Genomic DNA, 21,205 nt, shown 5'->3' on the forward strand with positions numbered 1-21,205 from the left:
GCCCCCACCTTCCCCGGGCGGAAGGTGGGGGCTCCGTCGTGCGTACGGGCGGGGTGAGGACCTACTTCGCCTCCGCCTTGAGCAGCTCGGCGAGCTCCTCGTCGGACTCCCGGCCCGGGGTCGGCAGGTTGAACTTGGTGATCGCGAAGCGGAAGACCGCGTAGTAGACCACCGCGAAGCAGAGGCCGACCAGGACCAGCATCCACGGCTTCGTCGCGATACCGAGGTTCAGGAAGAAGTCGACCGCACCGGCCGAGAACCCGAAGCCGTCCTTCATGCCGAGCGCCCAGGTCAGCGCCATGGACACACCGGTGAGCACCGCGTGGATCGCGTACAGCACCGGGGCGATGAACATGAAGGTGAACTCGATCGGCTCGGTCACACCGGTGACGAACGCGGTGGCCGCGAGGGAGAACATCATGCCGCCGACGACCTTGCGGCGCTCGGGGCGAGCGCAGTGAACGATCGCGAGGCAGGCCGCCGGGAGGGCGAACATCATGATCGGGAAGAAGCCGGTCATGAACTGTCCGGCCTGCGGGTCACCGGCGAGGAAGCGGGCGATGTCACCGTGGGCGCCGTTGTACTCGCCCGCCTGGAACCACGGGAACGAGTTCAGCAGGTGGTGCATGCCGACCGGGATCAGCGCACGGTTGGCGACACCGAAGATGCCCGCGCCGACGGCGCCGGAACCGACCAGCCACTCACCGAAGTTGTGAAGACCGGTGCCGAGGACGGGCCAGATCAGACCGAAGACGATGCCGATGACCAGACCCGCGAAGGCGGAGAGGATCGGGACCAGGCGACGGCCGCTGAAGAAGCCCGCCCAGTCGGGGAGCTTCGTCCGGTAGAACTTCTGGTACAGCAGGGCCACGACTATGCCGATCACGACACCGCCGAGCACACCGGCGTTGACCGGAGCGTCGCTCATGACGACCTTGCCGTCCACGACGCTCGCGACCTGGGGCAGGTTGCTGTCGGTGAAGGTGGCGAGCACCTTCTGGAAGACCAGGTAGCCGGTGACGGCGGCCAGGGCCGTCGAACCGTCCGACTTCTTGGCGAAGCCGATCGCGATACCGACGGCGAACAGCAGCGCCATGTTGTCGAGAATGGCCCCGCCACCGGCTGCCATGTAGCCGGCGAGCTTCGTGATGAAGGTCGGGAACGAGTCGCGGCCGAGCATGTCCGCGTTACCGAGCCGGACCAGCAGGGCGGCTGCCGGCAGCACCGCGACGGGCAGCATGAGGCTGCGGCCGATGCGCTGCATGACAGCCATCACGGCCGCGCCCTTCTTCTTGGTGGCCGCGGGGGCGGCGCTCGCCGTGGTCATCAACTTCCTCCATGGGACAAGGCGCCGCCGGGAACAGGGATCTTTTTTGGGGGCGACGACTCTAGAAACGTGACGGGCGCCACGTGGTCTGGACCACTCAGTGGTGTAGACCAGTTTTAGCACGGTGTGGGTTGTATAAGGAACCTGCAAATGTCGACTACTTCGCAGTAGCTCATCGATACATTCGGTGACATGGCGAAGGCCCCCGGACCGTGAGGTCCGAGGGCCTTTGCCGACCGGGCGCGGATCCCGGCCGGACAGCTATTTGACGAGGTCCTTTTCGATCTCCGCCTCCAGTTCGTCGGGCTCGCGCCCGGGGGTCTGGAGGTTGAATCCGGTGATGGCGAAACGGAAGATCACGTAATACACCACTGCGAAGCAGAGCCCGATCGGGATGATCAGCCAGGGCTTCGTGGCCAGACTCCAGTTGATGACGTAGTCGATCAGGCCCGCCGAGAAGCTGAAGCCGTCCTTCACGCCGAGCCCCCAGCTCACCGCCATCGAGACACCGGTGAGCACCGCGTGGATCACATACAGGAGCGGGGCGACGAAGAGGAACGAGTACTCGATCGGCTCGGTGATACCCGTCACGAACGACGTCAGGCCGACCGAGAGCATCATGCCGCCGACCGCCTTCCGGCGATGCGGTTTGGCGCAGTGGTAGATCGCCAGCGCCGCGGCCGGGAGCGCGAACATCATGATCGGGAAGAAGCCCGTGGTGAACTGCCCGGCCGTCGGGTCGCCCGCCAGGAACCGGTTGATGTCACCGTGCACGACCGTCCCGTCCGGCTTGGTGAAGTCACCGAACTGGAACCAGAGGAACGTGTTCAGGAACTGGTGCAGGCCGACGACCAGCAGTGCGCGGTTGGCGACGCCGAAGATGCCGGAACCCAGCCAGTTCAGATCGGTCAGCCACTTGGAGAAGCTGGTCAGACCGTCCCCGATCGGCTGCCACAGCCATGCGCACAGGGCCGCGAAGAGCAGCCCGACGAACGCCATGATGATCGGCACGAGCCGACGGCCGTTGAAGAAGCCCAGCCAGTCGACCAGCTTGACCCGGTGGTACCGCTGCCAGAACCACGCGGACAACAGGCCCATCACGATGCCCCCGAAGACCCCGGGGTTCTGGTACTCGGCGGCCGTCACCTTCGCCTCGGCAGTGACACAGGTGCCGAACCAGGTGCCGCCCGCGGTGAAGGTGGAACCCGGCGCGCAGTCCACCGGGAAGGCGTGCAGCACCGCGTAGTAGACGAGGAAGCCGGTCACCGCCGCGAGCGCCGTCGAACCGTCCGACTTCTTCGCCATACCGATCGCGACCCCGACGCAGAACAACAACGGCAGTCCGAGACCGGAGTCGAGGAGCGCACCGCCGGCAGCGGCGAAAACCTTGGCGACGTTGTTCCAGCCGAGCCCTTCGTCGCCGAACACGTCCGGCTGGCCGAGCCGGTTGAGAATGCCGGCCGCCGGCAGCACCGCGATCGGGAGCTGGAGGCTGCGTCCCATCTTCTGGAGGCCCTGGAAGAAGCCGTGCCACCACATTTTCCGTGGCGCTGTGGCGCTGCTCGAGCTCATCGGCATCCTCCCGGAAACAGACCACGTTTGGCGGTCGCCGCAAAGTGGTGTAGACCAGTTGCGGTACGGTGCGTAACCCGCCCGGAGGACAGGGCACCGGTGATCGTCATCATTGGTGATGATCAGGTTGCTCGCTCGCGAAGTTGGGCCAACCGTGCGTTACCGTGACGAAACGGACCCATGGTGGGCCGGCACCGGACGTGAAGAACCAGGGAGAACCACATGGCCAGCAAGGCTGAGAAGATCGTCGCCGGGCTCGGCGGGATCGACAACATCGAAGAAATCGAAGGCTGCATCACCCGCCTCCGCACCGAGGTCATCGACCCGAGCAAGGTCGACGAAGCCGCGCTCAAGGCCGCCGGGGCCCACGGCGTCGTCAAGATGGGTACCGCGATCCAGGTCGTCATCGGCACCGACGCCGACCCCATCGCCGCCGACATCGAAGACATGATGTGACGACCACTCGTTGAGCCGGCCCGGCTCCGCACCCCACAGGCCCCGATCCCATCGGAACGGGGCCTGCGGCACAACCCACCGGCCTCCCACTGCACCCCCCGCCGGCCCCCGGCACACCCCGACCGGCACCAACGGCCCAGCCGATAGGCTCGACGCCATGTCTCGTATCGACGGCCGCACCCCCGAAGAGCTCCGCCCCATCACCATCGAACGCGGATGGAGCAAGCACGCCGAAGGCTCAGTCCTCATCTCCTTCGGCGACACCAAGGTCTTCTGCACCGCCTCCTTCACCGAGGGCGTCCCGCGCTGGCGCAAGGGCAGCGGCGAAGGCTGGGTCACCGCCGAATACTCCATGCTGCCCCGCTCCACCAACACCCGCGGCGACCGCGAAGCCGTACGCGGCAAGATCGGCGGCCGCACCCACGAGATCAGCCGCCTCATCGGCCGGTCCCTGCGCGCGGTGATCGACTACAAGGCGCTCGGCGAGAACACCGTCGTCCTCGACTGCGACGTCCTCCAGGCCGACGGCGGCACCCGCACCGCCGCCATCACCGGTGCGTACGTCGCCCTCGCCGACGCCATCACCTGGGCCCAGGGCAAGAAGCTCATCAAGCACGGCCGCAAGCCGCTGATCGGTACCGTCTCCGCCGTCAGCGTCGGCATCGTCGACGGCACGCCGCTCCTCGACCTCTGCTACGAGGAGGACGTCCGCGCCGAGACCGACATGAACGTCGTCTGCACCGGCGACGGCCGCTTCGTCGAGGTCCAGGGCACCGCCGAGGCCGAGCCCTTCGACCGCAAGGAACTGAACGCGCTCCTCGACCTCGCCACCAGCGGCTGCGTCGACCTCAGCGCCATCCAGCAGGCGGCCCTCGCCCGCACGCTCGGCGAGTAGAGAAGCAACCACGTACGCACCACAGAGCGTCGATACGAGTACGGACGCACGGGTCGAACCGTGCGTCCGTCCGTGTATCCGCACCCGGGGAGGAACCGCACCATGGCCGAGGCCACCCGCCACCGCCGCATCACCGTCGCGCTGACCCTGACCGCTCTCACCCTCACCGCCGCGGCCGGCTGCGGCGCCGTCGACAAGGCCCTCGACTGCGTCCGTACCGCCGACGCCATAGCCACCAGCGTCGACAACCTCCAACAGGCCGTCTCCAACGCCTCGAACGACCCCACCCAGGCATCCGAGGCCCTCGACGAGATAGACAAGGAACTCGGCAACCTCGGCGACAAGACGGACAACGCCGACCTCTCCAAGGCCGTCGACGACCTCCAGACCGGCGTCAAGAACGTCCGCGACGCCATCGACAAGGGCGACGCCACCCCGGACATCACCCCGGTCACCGACGCCGCCAAGGAGATCGGCAACGTCTGCACCTCATAGCGGACGCCGCCCGGCACCCCGCGATAATCGGCACATGACCCGCCTGATCCTCGCCACCCGCAACGCCGGGAAAATCACCGAACTCCACGCGATCCTCGCCGACGCAGGGCTCACCCACGAGCTCGTCGGCGCGGATGCGTACCCCGAGATCCCCGACGTCAAGGAGACCGGCGTCACCTTCGCCGAGAACGCCCTCCTCAAGGCACACGCCCTGGCCCGGGCCACCGGCCACCCCGCGATCGCCGACGACTCCGGCCTCTGCGTCGACGTACTCGGCGGCGCCCCCGGCATCTTCTCGGCCCGCTGGGCCGGCACCCACGGCGACGACCGTGCCAACCTGGACCTGCTGCTGGCCCAGCTCTCCGACATCGACGACACCCACCGCGCCGCCCACTTCGCCTGCGCGGCGGCGCTGGCCCTCCCGGACGGCACGGAACGCGTGGTCGAGGGCCGCCTCCTGGGCACCCTCCGTCACACCCCGGCCGGCACGAACGGCTTCGGCTACGACCCGATCCTGCAGCCCGAGGGCATGACCCGGACCTGTGCGGAGCTGACCCCGGCGGAGAAGAACGCGATCAGCCACCGCGGGAAGGCGTTCCGGGCACTGGTGCCGGTGGTGCGGGAGCTGGTGGGGTGACGACGGCAGCACTCTGAAAGCCCGGCTCGCAGGGATTGCGAGCCGGGCTTCTGTGCAGAGTGCGCGAGGAGGGACTCGAACCCTCACGCCGCTAGGGCACTGGTACCTAAAACCAGCCTGTCTCACCAATTCCAGCACTCGCGCGCCCCGCCATCCTACAAGGGCCGGTCGGCCGGGCGGAGGGCTCTCGTGCATGGAGAGGTCACTACGTGGAGATGCGCGGTTTGCTCTTCCGGTTGCGGCACCATGTGTCGGTGAGGGCATGGCAGTTAGGGCACAGGTAGCGGAGATTTCCGGCCCGGTTGTCGAGCCAATCGCCGCTGATATGGTCGATCTGAAGCGTGATCGGCTGCCCCTGCCATTCGCCCGGATTGCCGCAGGCATCGCATCGGTACGGGATGCCGACTTCTTGCAGTGCGCGGTGCAGCCTTGTTCGGTTTGCACGCGATGACCCCTGCGGCATGACCACAAGTGTTGTTGATGCGATCGACTTCGACTCACACGCGCCGGTCGAGCCTGAGGCCCAGGGGCGACGCCTGAAATGGCTGGTGTTCAGCTCGAGTTGGGCCACCCTGCGCCTTATCCGCCGATGGTTCGTATCGTTCACCTCAAGGCCGAGCAAGCGCATGACGTCCGCGTAGCTGGTGGCCTTCGGTACAGCGGCACGCAGGGCGTCCTCCGGGATGACCAGGCGAGCGTTGCGGAAGTGCGAAGTGTCGATTCCGTTCCTGCGGAGCATCCCTGCAACGGCAGCGCGCGATTGGCTGTCGTCGCGCACTCCGAGCTCTCGTGCCACTCCGCGAATGCTCTCGGCCGAGGCGGCGGCCGTCCGTAGCTCCTCCAGGGTGAACAAGTGGCCCAGCTGGGGGCGGCCCATACCGGGGAAGTGACTGACGTCGATCCCTGCGGCCGCGATGCGACGGCTTATGTGGGACAACGTTCCGGATGCCGGAGTCGCCCCCAGTTTGTTGACGACCTTGCGCAGCGACGATGAGGTTGCGGCAGCGGCTGCGATGGCCTCGTCGGTGTACTTACGCCAGGGACTGCGCTTCTTGAAGTGGCTGGCGTCGAGACCGAACCCGGCAACCTTCTTCTGGAGGGCGCGTCGCCGGCCGCCACTCGGCTTGAGGTCGAGGCGACGCATCAGGTCCGTCCAGTTGGTTGAGGCGGCCACGGCTTCAGCAAGCACTTCCCGGCCACCCGTTTCGAGCAGCGCAAGGGTGTATCGAACCGTCATCGATCGCCTCCGTTCCCGACCGCGCGTTCGCGGTCTCGTACGGAATAACGAGCCGTTTATCGGAGAGCAACGTCCGATAAACGAAATGAAGCGGAACGGCCCGCACCCCTTCAGCCGAAGCGGTACGGGCCGTTCCCGCGGACGGGGTCCGGGTTCAGAACTTCGGCTCGGGAGCCTGCGCCGCGCACAGCTGCGCCGCCTCCGCCTCGGTCTCCACCGAAGGCGGCGAGCCGTCCAGCGGCTGCTGGGCAGTCTCCTTCATGCAGGCCACCGCGATCACGCCGACCAGGGCCGCCGCCATCGCGTAGTAGGCCGGCATCAGGTTCGTACCGCTCCAGCTGATCAGTGCCGTGATCACCAGCGGGGTCGTACCGCCGAAGAGCGAGGCCGAGAGGTTGTAGCCGACCGACAGGGAGCCGTAGCGGACCTGGGTGGGGAAGAGGGCCGGGAGCGCGGCGGACATCGTGCCGAGCATGCAGACCAGGGAGAGGCCGAGCATCACCATGCCGATCGTGATGGCCGGGATGCCGCCCTGGCGGATCAGCAGGAAGGAGGGGAGCGAGAGGCAGAGGAAGCCCAGCATTCCCGCCATCAGCAGCGGCTTGCGACCGAAGCGGTCGGAGAGCTTGCCGACCTGACTGATGATCAGCATCAGGGCGACCATGACGGCGAGCAGGACGAGCAGGCCGTGGGTCTCGCTGTAGCCGAGTTCGTCGGAGAGGTACGTCGGCATGTACGACAGCAGCATGTAGTCGGTGATGTTGTACGCGCCGACCAGGGCTATGCAGAGGATCAGCGTCGGCCAGTACTGCCGGAAGATCTTCGCGAGGTCGCCCTTGGCGGTGGTCTCGATGCCGTCCGAGGCCTCGGAGGCCTGCGCGGTGCCGCCCTCCAGTTTCTGGAAGGCCGGGGTCTCGTCGAGGCGCAGTCGGAGGTAGAGGCCGACCAGGCCGAGGGGGCCCGCGACGAGGAACGGGATGCGCCAGCCCCAGGCTTCCATGGTGGGGGTGTCGAGGACGGCGGTGAGCGCGGTGACGAGGCCGGCTGCGCCGACGTAGCCGGCCAGGGTGCCGAATTCGAGGAAGCTGCCGAAGTAGCCGCGGCGCTTGTCGGGGGCGTACTCGGCGATGAAGGTGGAGGCGCCGCCGTACTCCCCGCCGGTGGAGAAGCCCTGGATCAGCCGGAAGAGGATCAGCAGAGCGGGCGCCCAGAGGCCGATCGAGGCGTGGGAGGGGATGACGCCGATGGCGAAGGTGCCGACCGCCATCATGATCATGGTGAGGGCGAGGACCTTCTTGCGGCCGATCCGGTCGCCCATGGGACCGAAGAACATTCCGCCGAGCGGGCGCACCAGGAAGGCGACCGCGAAGGTGGCGAACGACGAGAGCAGCTGGGTGGTGTCGTTCCCTGACGGGAAGAAGACGTGCCCCAGAGTGACGGCCAGGTAGGAGTAGATGCCGAAGTCGAACCACTCCATGGCGTTGCCGAGGGAGGCCGCCTTCACTGCCCGCTTGACTGCCCGGTCGTCGGTGACGGTGATGTCGGACCGGCGCAGCCTGGGGTTCTTGCGCTGCCGGATGGCGCGGAAGAGGGTGGGGTGGCGCTTGACCGCTTCCGGGTCGGTCACCTGCTGAAGGTCGGAGGCCGCCATGGCCGGGTCCCTTCCTCGGTGGGGTGTTCCAGGAAGGGCTTCTGCGCGGTCATGGCGGTCGCAAACCGATGGGGAGTGAAAATGCGACGCCCGTCACAGGGGCGTGGTGTCGGTCAGATGCCGAGGTCCTTGATGATTTTGGCGACGTGGCCGGTTGCCTTGACGTTGTAGAGGGCGCGTTCGACCTTGCCCTCCTCGTCGACGACGACGGTGGAGCGGATGACGCCCGTCACCGTTTTGCCGTAGAGCTTCTTCTCGCCGAATGCGCCGTAGGCCTGGAGGGTCTCCTTGGACGGGTCGCCGACCAGTGTGACCTTGAGGTTTTCCTTCTCGCGGAACTTGGCGAGCTTCTCGGGCTTGTCGGGGGAGACGCCGATGACGTCGTATCCGGCGCCGGCCAGCAGCTCCAGGTTGTCCGTGAAGTCGCACGCCTGCTTGGTGCAGCCGGGGGTGAGGGCGGCCGGGTAGAAGTAGACGATGACCTTGCGGCCCTTGTGGTCGGCGAGCGAGATGTCGTTGCCGTCGGCGTCGGGGAGGGTGAAGGCGGGGGCGGTGTCGCCGGGCTGGAGTCGCTCGCTCATGGTTCTCCTCAGGGGCGGGTGCGGTGTACGGCACCGAGCGTAATAGGGGTGCCGCCGGGTGTGCGGGCGGCCGAGCTGACAGACTGTCGATGAAGGTTTACCGGACGAGGACCACGGAGGCGGCGCAGTGTCGGATGCCAGGACCCCTGCGCAGATCGAGGCGGACATCATCAGCAGGCGTGAGCAGCTTGCGGTGGTGCTCGATGAGATCGGGGTGCGGATGCACCCGAAGACGATCATCGGTGATGCGAAGGCCAAGGCTGCCGAGGCCGTGGACCGGACGGCCGGGCGGGCGTTCGTCGCGGTGAATCGGACGGTGTCGGACGTGAAGGCGCAGTTCGTGTCGGAGGATGGCGCACCGCGTCTGGAGCGGGTGGTTCCGGCTGCGTTGCTGGCGGTCGGTGTGATGGGGCTGGTTGTGGTGTCGGTAAGGCGCAAGAAGCGCTGAGAAGGCCGACCCCGGGGGCGTGCGGGACGGCTGCGGGCAGGTAGGTTTCGGGTCGTGAGCGAGAACACCGACGACAAGCTGCCCATTCGCATGCTGCATGACCGCGTGCTGGTCCGGTCCGATACGCCTGAGGGCGAGCGGCGCTCGGGCGGCGGCATTCTGATTCCGGCGACTGCTGCGGTAGGGCGCCGGCTGGCCTGGGCCGTGGTGGTTGCGGTCGGCCAGAATGTGCGGACGGTGGAGCCGGGCGACCGGGTGCTGTACGACCCGGAGGACCGTGCCGAGGTCGAGGTGCGGGGTGTGGCGTACGTGCTGATGCGGGAGCGGGATCTGCATGCGGTGGCGGCGGACCGGTTCGAGGGTTCGGTGGATTCGACCGGGCTGTATCTGTAGCTCTGTTTCCTGCGAGACGTGTGGTGTAAGGCCTGGTGACCGGCGTCACCAGGCCTTTTGCATGATCTTTGCTATGTTGGTGGCGTCCCGACGAGACGCGCCGTACCGGGCTTCCGCAAAGACGACGCACCTGTGATGTCCGTGTGTGTCGTGTTCGGAGGTGCCGTCGTGGCGTGGGTTCTGCTTGTTGTTGCCGGTCTGCTGGAAGTGGGCTGGTCGATCGGGATGAAGTACACGGATGGGTTCACCCGGTTGTGGCCGAGTGTGTTCACCGGGTTCGGGATCGTGGCCAGCATGGTGCTGTTGTCGCAGGCGGCGAAGTCGTTGCCGATCGGTACGGCGTACGGCGTGTGGGTCGGTATCGGTGCGGCGGGGGCGGCGATACTCGGCATGGTGGTGCTGAATGAGCCGGTGACCGCCGCCCGGATCTTCTTCGTGTCTCTGTTGCTGGTGGCTGTGGTGGGGCTGAAGGCGACGTCGGGGCACTGAGAGGCGCCCATTTTGTGAGCTCCTCCAAGCCCCGTGTCACTCGGTTTGGGTCGGGCGGGCGCCGCCGGCGCCCTCGGGGAGGAGCTCTTCGATGCCGCCGTTGTCGCCGCCGAGGGTGTCCGTGCCGTCGTCGGCCGGGGGGCCGGTGGGCGGTGCCGAGGTGGCGGGGCCGCTGGTGGCGGGGCTGGTGGGCGGAGTGCTGGGCGGGCCGCTCGGCGGCTGGCTGGACGGTGTCCCGGACGGGGTGCCGGTGTCGGTGGGGCCGGTTCCTTCGTCGGTGGGCAGGGCGGATTCCTCGGCGCCGCTTTCGAGTTCGAGGTCGAATTCTTCGATGCTGCTGCCGCTGAGTGCGGCGCCGGTGTATTGGGCCCAGGTCTGGGCGGGGGCACCGCTGCCGTTGACGCGGGACAGGCCGAGTGCTCCGTAGAGCGGTTTCTGTACGCCGGTGTCGGGGTCCTGGCCCATGACGGCGATGACGGTCGCGAGGTTCGGGGTGTAGCCGGCGAACCAGGCGGCTTTGTCCTCCTCGGCGGTGCCGGTCTTGCCGGCGGCGGGGCGGCCGGCGCCCTGGGCGGCGGTTCCCGATCCGTTCTCGACGACGCTCTGCAGGATCGCGGTGGTGGTGTCGGCGGCTTCGCGGCTGACGGTCCGCTTGGTGTGACGGCCGGGGAGTGAGAGCTCCTCGGCGTCCTTGCTGATCTTGTCGACGAGGGTGTAGGTGCCGTGCCTGCCGTGGTTGGCGAGTGTCGCGTACGCCTGCGCCATGTCGAGGACGCTGGCGGTGGCGGTGCCGAGTGCGATGGACGGCGAGGCGGTCAGGTCGGGCGTGTTCTTGGGGATGCCGAGGTCGATGGCGGTGCCTTCGACGTTGCCGGGGCCGACGTCCTCGGCCATCTGTGCGTAGACGGCGTTGACGGACTTGTCGGTGGCCTCCCGGACGGTGATGGGTCCGTAGTCGGTGTCGTCCTCGTTCGCGGGGGCGTATCCGGTGGGTCCGTTCGGGCCCTGCACCATGCGCCTGTTGGTGCCGTCGTAGATGGTGTTGGGGGTGATGCGCCGGCCGTCCTGGGTGGTGGACCGGTTGGCGACGGCGGAGGTGAAGACGAACGGTTTGAAGGTGGAGCCGACCTGGTAGTCGCGACGGGTGGCGTTGTTGACGTACTGCTTGGTGTAGTCGATGCCGCCGTACATGGCGACGACCCGGCCGTTCGAGGGGTTGATGGAGGCGCCGCCGACGCGGACGTTGCGGTCGGCCGGGCGCTCCTTGCTCGTCATCGACATCACGTTGTCGTTGACGGCTTTGACCAGGGCGTTCTGTTTCTTCTTCTCCAGTGTGGTGGTGATCCGGTAGCCGCCGGTGGCGAGCGTCTTCTCGTCGATGATCTTGTGAGTGGTGAGGTAGTCCTTGACGGCCTGGACGATGTAGCCGCGCTGTCCGGAGAGTCCGGTGGCGGGCTTCACCTTGTCGGGCACGGGGAACTCCATGGTGGCGCGCTCGGATGCGCCGAGCCAGTTCTCCTTGACCATGCCGTCGAGCACGTAGTTCCAGCGGGCGACGGCCGCGGCCTTGTTCTCGGGGTGGACGACGACGTCGTATGCGCTGGGGGCGTTGAGCAGGGAGGCGAGGTACGCGCCTTCGGCGGTGGTGATGTCGCCGATGTCCTTGCCGTAGTACGCCTGGGCCGCTGCCTGGATGCCGTAGGCGTTGCGGCCGAAGTAGCTGGTGTTGAGGTAGCCCTCCAGGATCTGGTCCTTGCTCACTTCGCGGTTGAGCTTGATCGCGATGAAGAACTCCTTGGCCTTGCGCATGACGGTCTGTTCCTGGCCGAGGTAGTAGTTCTTGACGAACTGCTGAGTGATGGTGGAGCCGCCCTGAGTGCCCTTGCCGGTGAGGGTGTTCCAGCCGGCGCGGGCCATTGCCTGGATGTCGACGGCGCGTTCGGAGTAGAAGTTCCGGTCCTCGGCGGCGAGGACGGCGTGCTGGACGCTGAGAGGGACCTGGGCGAGCTGGATTTTCTGCCGGTTGACCTCGCCGTCGCGGGCGATGAAGCTGCCGTCCTTGTAGAGGTAGACGTTGGACTGCGCGGTGGCGGTGGGGTTGGCGCGCGGGATGCCGACGAGCTGGTATCCGGCGATGAATCCGCCGATCAGGACCAGGGCGATGACGAGGAGCGTGGCGAGCGTCACCCGCCAGGTGGGGACGGCGCGGCGCCAGCCGGTGCGTCCGGGGCGGCTCTTGCTCGCCTTCTTCTTCCCGCCGGGGGTGGCTGGGCCTGCGGGGGCGCCGGTGCCGGCAGAGGGGTCCCTCGGGGCCCGGTTCCCGTTGCCGGGCCCCCCGCTCTGCTGCTGTGGCTCGTCGCTCATATCGGTGGAGACTCCTCGGCCGCGGTCAGTTCCCCCATAGTGCCCCTTTCTGTGGAATAAGCCCCGGATCGACCCTGGACCGACCTGCGATCGCTCCTGGATCGACCGCCGAAAAGCGGTCGCGGTGCCTGTTTCCGGTGCACTAGGGTCGTGCGCTTTGGTGTCCAACGCGGTTGGGCGCACGGTTGCGAACGAGCGCGGGGGTGATGGGGATGCGGTTGTACGCGGTGGTTGCGGCGGGCGGGTTCCGGCGCCATGCCACCTACCGGATCGCGACGGCGGCGGGGGTGTTCACCAATACCGTCTTCGGTTTCGTCCTGGCGTACACCTATACGGCGTTGTGGGACGAGCGTCCGCAGCTCGGCGGCTACGACATGTCCCAGGCGCTCACGTATGTGTGGCTGGGGCAGGCGCTGCTGGCGACCTCCGCGATGATGGGCGGCGGTTTCGAGGACGAGTTGGTCGAGCGGATCCGCACCGGCGATGTGGCGGTCGACCTCTACCGGCCGGTCGATCTTCAACTGTGGTGGCTGGCCGGGGACTTGGGGCGGGCTGCGTTCCAGTTGCTGGCGCGCGGCGTCGTGCCGATGCTGCTCGGCGCGCTGGCGTTCCCGCTGGCTCTGCCCGGTTCGCCCGGGGTCTGGTTGGCGTTCCTGGTCTCGGTGACGCTCGGCGTCGTGGCCAGTTTCGCTCTGCGCTATCTGGTGGCGCTCTCCGCGTTCTGGCTGATGGACGGGTCGGGCGCGGCGCAGATCGCGTTCCTGGCGGGGCTGTTCTTCTCGGGGTTGTTGCTTCCGCTGACGTTGTTCCCGGGTGTGCTGGGCGAGGTGGCGCGGGCGTTGCCGTGGTCGTCGCTGCTTCAGGTGCCGGCCGATGTGTTCCTCGGGAAGCACGCGGGGTGGGGGCTGGTGGAGGCGTTCGCCTTCCAGGGCGGCTGGGCGCTGGCGTTGTTGCTGGCGGGGCGGTTGGTGCAGTCGGTGGCGACACGAAGGGTGGTGGTTCAGGGTGGCTGAGGTCACCGAGGTCCCCAGGGCCGTCGAGGTTCCCGATGCGGTGTTCGCCGAGCGGCCGAGGCTGGTCGAAGGGGTTCGTGCGTACGGACTGATTGTCGCGATGTGGCTGCGCTCGACGATGGCGTACCGTGCCTCGTTCGCCATGACGGCGTTCGGGAACTTCGCGGCGACGAGCTTCGACTTCGTCGCGATCCTGCTGATGTTCGCGCACGTCGACGAGTTGGGAGGCTACACGCTGCCGGAGATCGCCCTGCTGTACGGGGCTTCGGGCACAGCGTTCGGGCTGGCCGATCTGATGCTGGGGTCGATGGACCGGCTGGGCCGCCGGGTCCGGGACGGCACGCTGGACACGCTGCTGGTGCGCCCGGTTCCGGTGCTGGCCCAGGTCGCGGCGGACCGGTTCGCGCTGCGCAGGCTGGGGCGGATCACGCAGGGGCTGCTGGTGCTCGGTTACGGGCTGGCGGCGCTGGACATCGCGTGGACGCCGCTGAAGGTGGTGATGATCCCGCTGATGCTGCTGAGCGGGGCGGCGATCTTCGGCGCGGTGTTCGTGGGCGGGGCGGCCTTCCAGTTCTTCGCGCAGGACGCGGCGGAGGTGCAGAACTCCTTCACGTACGGGGGGAACACGCTGCTGCAGTACCCGCCGACGGTCTTCGCGAAGGAGCTGGTGCGCGGGGTGACGTTCGTGGTGCCGCTGGCCTTCGTGAACTGGCTGCCCGCGCTGTATGTGCTGGGCCGGGAGTACCCGCTGGGGCTGCCGGAGTGGGTGGCGTTCCTGCCGCCGGTGGTGGCGGGGGTGTGCTGGGGGCTCGCGGGTGCGGCGTGGCGGGCGGGGCTGCGCTCGTACCGGAGCACGGGCAACTGAGGACGAGCGGAGCGAGGTCGGGGCATGGCTACGGGTACGGGTTTCATTGAGCTCGACGGTGTCGAGAAGGTCTTCGAGGTGCGTCGCAGGACGGGTTTCCTGCGCAGCGAGCGGCGCGAGGTCCGTGCGGTCGACGGGATCGGCTTCCGGGTGGAGCGCGGCGAGATGGTCGGTTACATCGGTCCGAACGGCGCGGGCAAGTCGACCACGATCAAGATGCTGACGGGCATCCTCACTCCGAGCGGCGGGCGGCTGCGGGTCGCCGGCATCGACCCTTCCAGGGAGCGTACGAGGTTGGCGCACCGGATCGGTGTGGTCTTCGGTCAGCGCACCACACTGTGGTGGGATCTGCCGCTGCGCGACTCGTACCGGCTGGTGCACCGGATGTACCGGGTCCCTGACGCCCGGTTCCGGGAGAACCTGGACCGCTGTGTCGAACTCCTGGATCTGGGGGCGCTGTTGGATGTGCCGGTGCGGCAGTTGTCGCTCGGGCAGCGGATGCGCGGCGACATCGCGGCGGCTCTGCTGCACGATCCGGAGGTGCTGTATCTGGACGAGCCGACGATCGGTCTGGATGTGGTCTCCAAGGCCAAGGTCCGGGGATTTCTCCGGGACTTGAATGCCGAGCGGGGTACGACGGTGCTGCTCACCACTCACGATCTGACGGACATCGAGCAGCTCTGCCGGCGGGTGATGGTGATCGACCACGGCCGGCTGATGTACGACGGTGCGCTTGCAGGGCTGCATGAGGTCGGTGAGAGCGAGCGCACGCTGGTCGTGGATCTGGAGCGTGAACTCCCGCCGATCCGCCTGGAGTCGGAGCCTTCGGTGCGTACGGTGAAGGTGGAGGGGCCGAGACAGTGGCTGGCCTTTCCGGCGTCGGGTTCGGCGGCACCGCTGGTGGCGCGGATCGCTGCGGAGTATCCGCTGGTGGACCTCTCGGTGCGGGAGCCGGACATCGAGGCCGTGATCGCGAAGATGTACGCGTCGGCCGAGGCGCGTTAGATCCGGGGCGCGGTGGGTCCGGGGCGCGGTGGGTCCGGGGCGCGTTGGGTCCGAGGCGTGGTGGGTCCGGGGTGCGGTGGATCGGTGACGTGAGCGGGCGCGTTCAATAGGCTGCGCGGTATGACGAGTGAACTTCCCGACATGCGTGCTTCCGATGCCGAGCGTGAACGAGTTGCCGAGGTGCTGCGCGAGGCGGTGGCCGAGGGGCGTCTGCAGATGGAGGAGTTCGAGCAGCGGCTCGATGCGGCCTACAAGGCGCGTACGCATGGGGAGTTGGAGCCACTGATCCGCGATCTTCCGGCACCGGGCGGTGCGGTGGCGCCGGTGCGTGCGGGCAGCGCGCCCGCGCGCACCGGTTCGGCGGGCGTCGACTGGGCGGAACGTATCGGCGGTCCCGCCACGTCGAAGGGCGCGTTCGCCATCTGGGGCGGGTTCGGGCGCAAGGGTGGGTGGACGGTGGGCCGGACGTTCACCGCGTTCACGATGTGGGGCGGCGGCGAGATCGATCTGCGCGAGGCCCGTTTCGAGGACCGCGAGGTCGTCATCCGCTGTTTCACGATCATGGGCGGGATGCGCGTGACGGTCCCGCCGGAGCTGAATGTCGAGGTCAGAGGCGTCGGCATCATGGGGGGCTTCGGGGACCGGGCGACGGGCGAGGGCGTTCCCTCGCCGAGCTCCCCGCGGGTGCGGATCACCGGGCTCGCGTTGATGGGCGGGGTCGGTGTGGAGCGCAAGCGGACGAAGGCGGACAAGGAGCGGGCCCGGCAGCTGAAGAAGGGCACCGGGGACGCATGAGCCCGTCCGGCGTGTGAGGACGCGCCGCCCACCGCGTCCTGCTCTCAGAGCCGGCCGGACACCGGAGCCTCCTGGTGCAGGCTCCGCAGGTCCACCTGCTGGCCCAGCTGCAGATATCCGGCGTCGTTGAGATGCAGATGGTCGCCGCGGTCGTACGCCGGGCGGAGCCGGCCGGGTCGGTACGGGTCGCGTGCCGCCCGGTCGAAGTCGACGACCTCGTCGAAGACGCCGCCTGCCCGGATCAGCTCGTTGACCCGCATCCGTACGGCGTCCCGCCCGGGTGTCCAGGTGGGGTACCCCTCGTACGGCATCAGAGTTGCCCCGACGACCCGCAGCCCGCGCGCGTGGGCGCGTTCCGTCATGGCCCTCAGGCCGTCCACGATGTGTTGCGGGTCCTGCTCCTGCGGGAACTGCTGTACGTCGTTGATGCCGAGGGCGATGATGACGGTCTTCACGTCGGCGACGCCCAGTACATCGCGGTCGAAGCGGGCGAGCGCCCGCTGACCGCGGCCCTGGCCGTCGCGCAGGATGCGGTTGCCGGCGATGCCCTGGTTGACGACCGCGTAGCGCCCGCGCAGCCGGTCGGCGAGGACGTCGGTCCAGCGGCCGTTGGCGTCGAGGGCGGAGCCGGTGCCCGCGGTGAGCGAGTCGCCGATGGCGACGACTGCTCCGGCGGCGGAGTCGTTGCGGACGTCCACGGCGGTGAGGTAGTGCCACACGTTGGTCTGCCGGGTGCCGCGCTCGTCCGCGAGGTACGAGGTCTGGTGGCTGTTCGGGTGGACGGTGACGGGTCCCTCGGCGGTGGGTGTGCGGAGGGCGACGACGAGATCGGAGTCGGCGTCGACGGGGACGACGACCGGGTCGCTGACGACCTGTCCGCCCGCGGCGATGGTGACGGAGGGGGCGCCGCGGAAGGAGACGGGACGGGTGTTCACCGTGGTGCGGTCGACGAGCAGAGGGCGCGTACCGAAGAGGTTGGAGAGGGTGATGCGGGCCGCGTCGCCGCCGATACTGGTGTGGACGACGTTACGGATGGTGCGCCGGGTGAGGTCGTGTCCGGCGTACGGGTCCGCCACCCCGGCCACGGGTGCCCCGGTCCAGGTGGCGACCCAGACGCCGGTGGAATGGGCGGGCTCGGCGGGCGGACGGGTCGCCGGCTGCGCGCTGACCTGCTGCGACCCGGCACCCGAGAACAGCGCGGACCCGGCGTACGCCATGGATGCGGCAAGCGCGGCGGTGCCCGCCACGAGGGCGATGAGCAGGGCGGTTCCCTGGCGCCTGGGCATGGGTGGGGTGTCTCCTCGTGATCGTGGGGGTTGGTCTCATGATGGGGCACAGTGCCGGGAACTCGACATGCGGCCCGGGAGTACGTCAGGTAAGGACAATGCGTACGGGGCACCGGGGGCGATGCGTACGCGGACGCGGACGGGTGGAGCGGATGGAACGGATGGAACGGACCAGGTCGGGCGAGCCGGGCGGCGGACCGGCCGAGCCCGCACAGGCACATGGCGGCGCGGACGGGAGCTCCGGCACCGCAGCCTCCGCTCCCGCACGCCCCGCCCCCCTCGCCTCCTTCGCGTACACGGCCGCGGACGAGGAGAAGCGGCGTGGTGTGCGCCGTATGAAGACCACGGCCACCGGCCTCCTTCTGCTCGTCGCGCTCGTGTACGTCCTCGCCACCTGGGCGAAGAACGCGGGTGTGGGCGGCTGGCCGGGCTTCGTCGCCGCGGCCGCCGAGGCGGGGATGGTGGGTGCGCTGGCCGACTGGTTCGCCGTCACGGCGCTGTTCAAGCGTCCGCTCGGCCTGCCGATCCCGCACACCGCCATCATCCCCACCAAGAAGGACCAGCTCGGGGCCTCTCTGGGTTCCTTCGTCGGGGAGAATTTTCTTTCGGGCGATGTCGTGCGCGGCCGGATCCAGGCGCTGGGCATCGGCGGCCGGCTCGGTGCCTGGCTGGCGGAGCCGGACCACGCCGACCGGGTCACCGCCGAGTTGGCGACCGCGCTGCGCGGCGCGCTGACGGTCCTGCGGGACTCGGACGTGCAGGCCGTGGTGGCTGAGGCGATCACCCGGCGGGCGAACGCGGCGGAGATCGGCCCCGGCCTCGGGAAGATGCTGGAGAAGGTCGTCGCCGACGGCGGCCACCGCCGGGTCGTGGACCTGATCTGTGTGCGTGCGCACGACTGGCTGGTGCTGCACGGCGACTCCGTGATGGACGCGGTGCAGGGCGGGGCGCCGGGGTGGACGCCGCGGTTCGTCGACAAGCGGGTGGGCGAGCGGGTCTACAAGGAGCTGCTGCGCTTCGTGACGGAGGTTCGGGACATGCCGGGGCATCCGGCGCGCGCTTCGATCGACACGTTCCTGACGGACTTCGCGGCCGACCTCCAGACCGACTCGGACACCCGGGCGCGGGTGGAGCGGCTGAAGGCGGAGATCCTGGGGCGCGCCGAGGTCCAGGACGTCATCGCGTCGGCCTGGGCATCGGTACGCACGATGATCATCGCAGCGGCGGAGGACGAGCAGAGCGAGCTGCGGCTGCGGGCGCGCGCCTCGCTGTTGACGTTCGGCGCGCGGCTGGCGACGGACGGGCGGATGCAGGCCAAGCTGGAGGGCTGGCTGGAGGACGCGGCGGTGTATGTCGTCACGAGGTACCGCACGGAGATCACCTCGCTGATCAGTGACACGGTCGCGAGCTGGGACGCGGATCAGACGTCGAAGAAGATCGAGGCGCACATCGGGCGTGACCTGCAGTTCATCAGGATCAACGGCACGGTGGTGGGTGCCCTGGCGGGCCTGCTGATCTACACGGTGTCGCAGGCGTTCGGTGCGTAGTCACCGGGTGCGGCGGGAGTTGTTCTGCGTATGGCTGTTCGGTCACGACAGAGAGATGACTGCCGACGCAGCATTAGGCTGCGGGGATGAGTGATGTGTACGCCGTGGACTTCGCCCTTGACCTGCAAGCCTCAGTACCGAGCTCCATACTCGCCGATCTGCGATGGCATCTCGGCATCGAGGCCGCCGACGAGAGCGGAGCGGAGGACCCGGTCGGCGAGATGGGCGACATGTTCCCCCTGCTTGCGGCGCGCGGACCCGCGGTGCGAATCGGCGGGGTCCTGGTGGGCGAGTTCACCCGGACGGCCAGCGGGTGGTCTTTGACGGCACGCCAAGAGGTGCACGCCGAACTCCTGCCTGAGCTGGACTCGCTCGCGGAGCGACTTGCGTGGAATTCCAGCACCGAGGGAGTGATCGGGCACATTCGCTTCTACGAGGAAGACGTTCCCGATCTGTTGATCAACAGATCGGGAAGGCTGGTGAAGATGTCCCTCGCTCCAACGGGAACAACTACCGCGTGATCGGAGAGAAATCACCGACCATCAATGGAGAAGTCATCTCCCGGAGGTGAATCACTCAGCGCGTCTTCGTCGATTACCGGCGTCACATGCAATACAGCCTCCGCGTTTGCGATCATGCGCGCGATTTCGATCGGAGGATTCTCGAATTCTTCCATCACTACGTCAAATGGCTCCACGCGGTATGTCTTTCCGTCGAGGCCCTTGGCCTCGATGAGGTAGCGGTAGCCGGCCGGTGAGCTCTGGTCGTCAACCTTCTTCCAGGCTGCCCCGCGGCGACGCACCAACAAATCACCCAAGTACGACGTGAGATCTGTGTGGAGCGTGATCCAGTCCGGTTGCTCGAACTCGCCCAACGGCAGGCGGTCCACGTAGCTCTGAAGGCCGGGAAGAAGCGTCAACGGGTCTCCCGCATACTGCTCCTGTGTCACACCGAGCACCGACGCGAGGCCAACCGCGTTGCGGTGCGCCCCGTCTGCCCATTCCGAGACCTCTGCGCCCGACCCTTCCGGATTCTTGCTCTGCATTCAACGCAGCCTTTCAATCGACCCGAGAAGATCCTACGCCTTCTTCTTCGGTAGATCCCACTGATCTTTCTTGGGTGTGGGTCCGTATTCAAGGAAGATGATCTTTGCCTTCTTGAGGTAAGCGCGAAGCTCATCAGAGGGTCCCGCATGTGTGAACGACCATCGGGGGTCATATCCGGGATCCATGCGCCTCAAGGCCACGTCCTTGTGGATCTGTTCCTTGATGTGCTTGCTGAGCGGGACCTCGTTCCGGATTGTCTGGTGCGTGCCATCCCTCAGTGTGATGGTGCGGTAGGGGCCGTATGTCTTTACTTCGACGGCTGCCGTACGCCCGCCGGGCAGATCTACGGGAACGTCAACCTTGCGTCCACCGGTTGCGGTTACGGGATACCGCGGATCAGTGCTTGTGGGGACCGGGTAGTGTCTCTCGGGGCCACCACCCCACATCTGGCGGTGGAATTCCTCGCCACGTTCCCAGCGGGTACGGACATCGTGCGTGTTGCGCACCTCCCTGAGCGTGAGCGGGCCGTCCGCCGACAGCAACGCAGGCCTGGAGTAGTCGGGCTCGTTCCCGACGTACGGATTGTCGTCGTCCGGCTTTCCGCCGACGTCCTCCGCGTCTGGCTGATCGTCCACGGGATTCGAGTCGATGCTGTCATCGGCTCGTTCAGGACCCCCGTCATGGCCGGGCCCGTCGCTTTGGTTGGCGTGCTCACCGGTCGGATCCTCGCCACCGCGGCTCGCGTCGCCGATCGCGTCGTCACTGGTACGCGCCAGGCCCTCCGGACCACCTCCTCCCGGCGTCTCGGGGCGCGGTGGGAGCGTGTCCGTCGTAGAGCCGCCGGGTACGTCGTGGCCGACGGAGGGACCCGTGCCGGGGGTCTCGGTGCGGGGCCCCGGCACGTTGTCTCCGACGCGACTGCCGGGCGCGGCGTGGTCCAGATTGTTGCTGGACATGTTGTCGCCGGCGTGGCTGCCGGGGAGGTTGTCGCCGGCGTGGCCGGTGGGCATGTGGTCGCCGGCTCCGCCTGCGGGGAGGTGGTTGCCGGCGTTGCCTCCGGGGAGGTTGTCGCCGATGTTGGTGCCGGGGAGGTTGTCGCCGGT

22 protein-coding genes, 1 tRNA gene and 1 riboswitch are annotated in these 21,205 nt (G+C 68.0%); of the genes, 13 read left to right on the plus strand and 10 right to left on the minus strand.

All coding sequences use genetic code 11. The features are described 5' to 3' along the window. Positions 1-61: 61 nt before the first annotated feature. Together ACFU6I_RS42045 and ACFU6I_RS42050 are read right to left on the minus strand one after the other, a co-directional pair. Positions 62-1,327 (minus strand): PTS transporter subunit EIIC, encoded by a 1,266-nt coding sequence (locus tag ACFU6I_RS42045; protein WP_384377839.1) that lies wholly within the window; start codon positions 1,325-1,327, stop codon positions 62-64. A 261-nt stretch (positions 1,328-1,588) separates the two neighbouring features. Then, positions 1,589-2,899 carry a PTS transporter subunit EIIC gene (locus ACFU6I_RS42050; RefSeq protein WP_384377842.1) on the minus strand — a complete coding sequence of 437 codons (1,311 nt, stop codon included), beginning with the start codon at positions 2,897-2,899 and terminating at the stop codon, positions 1,589-1,591. Positions 2,900-3,121: 222 nt separating this feature from the next. On the opposite strand from ACFU6I_RS42050, the gene ACFU6I_RS42055 reads away from it, so the two are divergent. The 4 genes from ACFU6I_RS42055 (at position 3,122) to rdgB (ending at position 5,382) form a co-directional block, all read left to right on the plus strand. Continuing rightward, positions 3,122-3,355, plus strand: a complete 234-nt coding sequence (locus ACFU6I_RS42055; RefSeq protein ID WP_037692518.1) for a glucose PTS transporter subunit EIIB — start codon at positions 3,122-3,124, stop codon at positions 3,353-3,355. Between the two features lie 157 nt (positions 3,356-3,512). Continuing rightward, on the plus strand, positions 3,513-4,250 hold the full coding sequence (gene rph / locus ACFU6I_RS42060; protein ID WP_345517876.1) for a ribonuclease PH: 738 nt from the start codon (positions 3,513-3,515) through the stop codon (positions 4,248-4,250). A gap of 102 nt (positions 4,251-4,352) precedes the next feature. Then, a complete protein-coding gene (locus tag ACFU6I_RS42065) occupies positions 4,353-4,745 on the plus strand; it encodes a hypothetical protein (protein ID WP_384377845.1) in 393 nt (130 codons plus the stop codon). Positions 4,746-4,779: 34 nt separating this feature from the next. Beyond that, positions 4,780-5,382, plus strand: coding sequence for an RdgB/HAM1 family non-canonical purine NTP pyrophosphatase (gene rdgB, locus ACFU6I_RS42070; RefSeq protein WP_384377848.1), 603 nt, complete (start codon positions 4,780-4,782; stop codon positions 5,380-5,382). A gap of 60 nt (positions 5,383-5,442) precedes the next feature. Here rdgB and ACFU6I_RS42075 read toward each other — a convergent pair. From ACFU6I_RS42075 to bcp, 4 genes are all read right to left on the minus strand, one after another. Beyond that, positions 5,443-5,526: transfer RNA gene (locus ACFU6I_RS42075), tRNA-Leu, on the minus strand. 61 nt (positions 5,527-5,587) lie between these two features. Then, entirely contained in the window at positions 5,588-6,619 is a 1,032-nt protein-coding gene (locus ACFU6I_RS42080) for an HNH endonuclease signature motif containing protein (RefSeq protein WP_384377851.1), read from the minus strand. 154 nt (positions 6,620-6,773) lie between these two features. Then, positions 6,774-8,270, minus strand: a complete 1,497-nt coding sequence (gene proP / locus ACFU6I_RS42085) for a glycine betaine/L-proline transporter ProP (protein ID WP_384377853.1) — start codon at positions 8,268-8,270, stop codon at positions 6,774-6,776. Positions 8,271-8,383: 113 nt separating this feature from the next. Then, complete coding sequence (gene bcp, locus ACFU6I_RS42090; protein ID WP_384377856.1) at positions 8,384-8,851, minus strand: thioredoxin-dependent thiol peroxidase; 468 nt, start codon at positions 8,849-8,851, stop codon at positions 8,384-8,386. Positions 8,852-8,978: 127 nt separating this feature from the next. On the opposite strand from bcp, the gene ACFU6I_RS42095 reads away from it, so the two are divergent. The 3 genes from ACFU6I_RS42095 to ACFU6I_RS42105 all read left to right on the plus strand — a co-directional run bounded on the left by ACFU6I_RS42095 (position 8,979) and on the right by ACFU6I_RS42105 (position 10,181). Next, on the plus strand, positions 8,979-9,299 hold the full coding sequence (locus ACFU6I_RS42095; RefSeq protein WP_327246126.1) for a DUF3618 domain-containing protein: 321 nt from the start codon (positions 8,979-8,981) through the stop codon (positions 9,297-9,299). 54 nt (positions 9,300-9,353) lie between these two features. Beyond that, positions 9,354-9,692 (plus strand): co-chaperone GroES, encoded by a 339-nt coding sequence (locus ACFU6I_RS42100; RefSeq protein ID WP_030923137.1) that lies wholly within the window; start codon positions 9,354-9,356, stop codon positions 9,690-9,692. A gap of 65 nt (positions 9,693-9,757) precedes the next feature. After that, a riboswitch (guanidine-III (ykkC-III) riboswitch) is annotated at positions 9,758-9,823 on the plus strand. A 37-nt stretch (positions 9,824-9,860) separates the two neighbouring features. Beyond that, complete coding sequence (locus ACFU6I_RS42105) at positions 9,861-10,181, plus strand: DMT family transporter (RefSeq protein WP_384377859.1); 321 nt, start codon at positions 9,861-9,863, stop codon at positions 10,179-10,181. A 36-nt stretch (positions 10,182-10,217) separates the two neighbouring features. Here ACFU6I_RS42105 and ACFU6I_RS42110 read toward each other — a convergent pair whose 3' ends face one another. Continuing rightward, positions 10,218-12,545: a transglycosylase domain-containing protein gene (locus ACFU6I_RS42110; RefSeq protein WP_384377862.1), complete on the minus strand. Its 2,328-nt coding sequence runs from the start codon at positions 12,543-12,545 to the stop codon at positions 10,218-10,220. A 212-nt stretch (positions 12,546-12,757) separates the two neighbouring features. Here ACFU6I_RS42110 and ACFU6I_RS42115 point away from each other — a divergent pair, with 212 nt between their 5' ends. The 4 genes from ACFU6I_RS42115 to ACFU6I_RS42130 all read left to right on the plus strand — a co-directional run bounded on the left by ACFU6I_RS42115 (position 12,758) and on the right by ACFU6I_RS42130 (position 16,223). Next, entirely contained in the window at positions 12,758-13,558 is an 801-nt protein-coding gene (locus ACFU6I_RS42115; RefSeq protein WP_384377865.1) for an ABC transporter permease, read from the plus strand. Beyond that, positions 13,551-14,423, plus strand: a complete 873-nt coding sequence (locus ACFU6I_RS42120; protein ID WP_384377868.1) for an ABC transporter permease — start codon at positions 13,551-13,553, stop codon at positions 14,421-14,423. The genes ACFU6I_RS42115 and ACFU6I_RS42120 overlap by 8 nt, the downstream gene beginning before the upstream one ends. A gap of 24 nt (positions 14,424-14,447) precedes the next feature. Continuing rightward, a complete protein-coding gene (locus ACFU6I_RS42125; protein WP_345517883.1) occupies positions 14,448-15,428 on the plus strand; it encodes an ABC transporter ATP-binding protein in 981 nt (326 codons plus the stop codon). Positions 15,429-15,569: 141 nt separating this feature from the next. Then, positions 15,570-16,223 carry a DUF1707 domain-containing protein gene (locus tag ACFU6I_RS42130; RefSeq protein ID WP_384377885.1) on the plus strand — a complete coding sequence of 218 codons (654 nt, stop codon included), beginning with the start codon at positions 15,570-15,572 and terminating at the stop codon, positions 16,221-16,223. 44 nt (positions 16,224-16,267) lie between these two features. Here the strand turns inward: ACFU6I_RS42130 and ACFU6I_RS42135 are convergent, their stop codons facing one another. Beyond that, positions 16,268-17,509 (minus strand): SGNH/GDSL hydrolase family protein, encoded by a 1,242-nt coding sequence (locus tag ACFU6I_RS42135; RefSeq protein WP_384377871.1) that lies wholly within the window; start codon positions 17,507-17,509, stop codon positions 16,268-16,270. Positions 17,510-17,661: 152 nt separating this feature from the next. On the opposite strand from ACFU6I_RS42135, the gene ACFU6I_RS42140 reads away from it, so the two are divergent. Next, positions 17,662-19,056 (plus strand): DUF445 domain-containing protein, encoded by a 1,395-nt coding sequence (locus ACFU6I_RS42140; RefSeq protein WP_384377873.1) that lies wholly within the window; start codon positions 17,662-17,664, stop codon positions 19,054-19,056. Between the two features lie 86 nt (positions 19,057-19,142). Next, the gene (locus tag ACFU6I_RS42145) at positions 19,143-19,577 is read left to right on the plus strand and encodes a hypothetical protein (protein ID WP_384377876.1); all 435 of its coding nucleotides are present in this window, start codon (positions 19,143-19,145) and stop codon (positions 19,575-19,577) included. An 11-nt stretch (positions 19,578-19,588) separates the two neighbouring features. On the opposite strand, the gene ACFU6I_RS42150 is transcribed toward ACFU6I_RS42145, so the two are convergent. Further along, complete coding sequence (locus ACFU6I_RS42150) at positions 19,589-20,101, minus strand: hypothetical protein (protein WP_384377879.1); 513 nt, start codon at positions 20,099-20,101, stop codon at positions 19,589-19,591. A 33-nt stretch (positions 20,102-20,134) separates the two neighbouring features. Continuing rightward, positions 20,135-21,112, minus strand: coding sequence for a hypothetical protein (locus ACFU6I_RS42155; RefSeq protein ID WP_384377882.1), 978 nt, complete (start codon positions 21,110-21,112; stop codon positions 20,135-20,137). Positions 21,113-21,205: the final 93 nt, after the last annotated feature.

The organism is Streptomyces sp. NPDC057486, from assembly GCF_042802415.1.
GTDB lineage: Bacteria > Actinomycetota > Actinomycetes > Streptomycetales > Streptomycetaceae > Streptomyces > Streptomyces yanii.

Excerpts from the sequence above, each read along its gene's own strand:
- rdgB (WP_384377848.1), top strand. The coding sequence starts at position 4,780 with ATGACCCGCCTGATCCTCGCCACCCGCAACGCCGGGAAAATCACCGAA.
- ACFU6I_RS42145 (WP_384377876.1), top strand. The coding sequence starts at position 19,143 with ATGAGTGATGTGTACGCCGTGGACTTCGCCCTTGACCTGCAAGCCTCA.
- ACFU6I_RS42140 (WP_384377873.1), top strand. The coding sequence starts at position 17,662 with ATGGAACGGATGGAACGGACCAGGTCGGGCGAGCCGGGCGGCGGACCG.
- ACFU6I_RS42080 (WP_384377851.1), bottom strand. The coding sequence starts at position 6,619 with ATGACGGTTCGATACACCCTTGCGCTGCTCGAAACGGGTGGCCGGGAA.
- ACFU6I_RS42115 (WP_384377865.1), top strand. The coding sequence starts at position 12,758 with ATGCGGTTGTACGCGGTGGTTGCGGCGGGCGGGTTCCGGCGCCATGCC.
- ACFU6I_RS42155 (WP_384377882.1), bottom strand. The coding sequence starts at position 21,112 with ATGCCCACCGGCCACGCCGGCGACAACCTCCCCGGCAGCCACGCCGGC.
- proP (WP_384377853.1), bottom strand. The coding sequence starts at position 8,270 with ATGGCGGCCTCCGACCTTCAGCAGGTGACCGACCCGGAAGCGGTCAAG.
- ACFU6I_RS42065 (WP_384377845.1), top strand. The coding sequence starts at position 4,353 with ATGGCCGAGGCCACCCGCCACCGCCGCATCACCGTCGCGCTGACCCTG.
- ACFU6I_RS42150 (WP_384377879.1), bottom strand. The coding sequence starts at position 20,101 with ATGCAGAGCAAGAATCCGGAAGGGTCGGGCGCAGAGGTCTCGGAATGG.
- ACFU6I_RS42125 (WP_345517883.1), top strand. The coding sequence starts at position 14,448 with ATGGCTACGGGTACGGGTTTCATTGAGCTCGACGGTGTCGAGAAGGTC.
- ACFU6I_RS42110 (WP_384377862.1), bottom strand. The coding sequence starts at position 12,545 with ATGAGCGACGAGCCACAGCAGCAGAGCGGGGGGCCCGGCAACGGGAAC.
- ACFU6I_RS42055 (WP_037692518.1), top strand. The coding sequence starts at position 3,122 with ATGGCCAGCAAGGCTGAGAAGATCGTCGCCGGGCTCGGCGGGATCGAC.
- ACFU6I_RS42135 (WP_384377871.1), bottom strand. The coding sequence starts at position 17,509 with ATGCCCAGGCGCCAGGGAACCGCCCTGCTCATCGCCCTCGTGGCGGGC.
- rph (WP_345517876.1), top strand. The coding sequence starts at position 3,513 with ATGTCTCGTATCGACGGCCGCACCCCCGAAGAGCTCCGCCCCATCACC.
- ACFU6I_RS42050 (WP_384377842.1), bottom strand. The coding sequence starts at position 2,899 with ATGAGCTCGAGCAGCGCCACAGCGCCACGGAAAATGTGGTGGCACGGC.
- ACFU6I_RS42130 (WP_384377885.1), top strand. The coding sequence starts at position 15,570 with ATGCGTGCTTCCGATGCCGAGCGTGAACGAGTTGCCGAGGTGCTGCGC.
- bcp (WP_384377856.1), bottom strand. The coding sequence starts at position 8,851 with ATGAGCGAGCGACTCCAGCCCGGCGACACCGCCCCCGCCTTCACCCTC.
- ACFU6I_RS42045 (WP_384377839.1), bottom strand. The coding sequence starts at position 1,327 with ATGACCACGGCGAGCGCCGCCCCCGCGGCCACCAAGAAGAAGGGCGCG.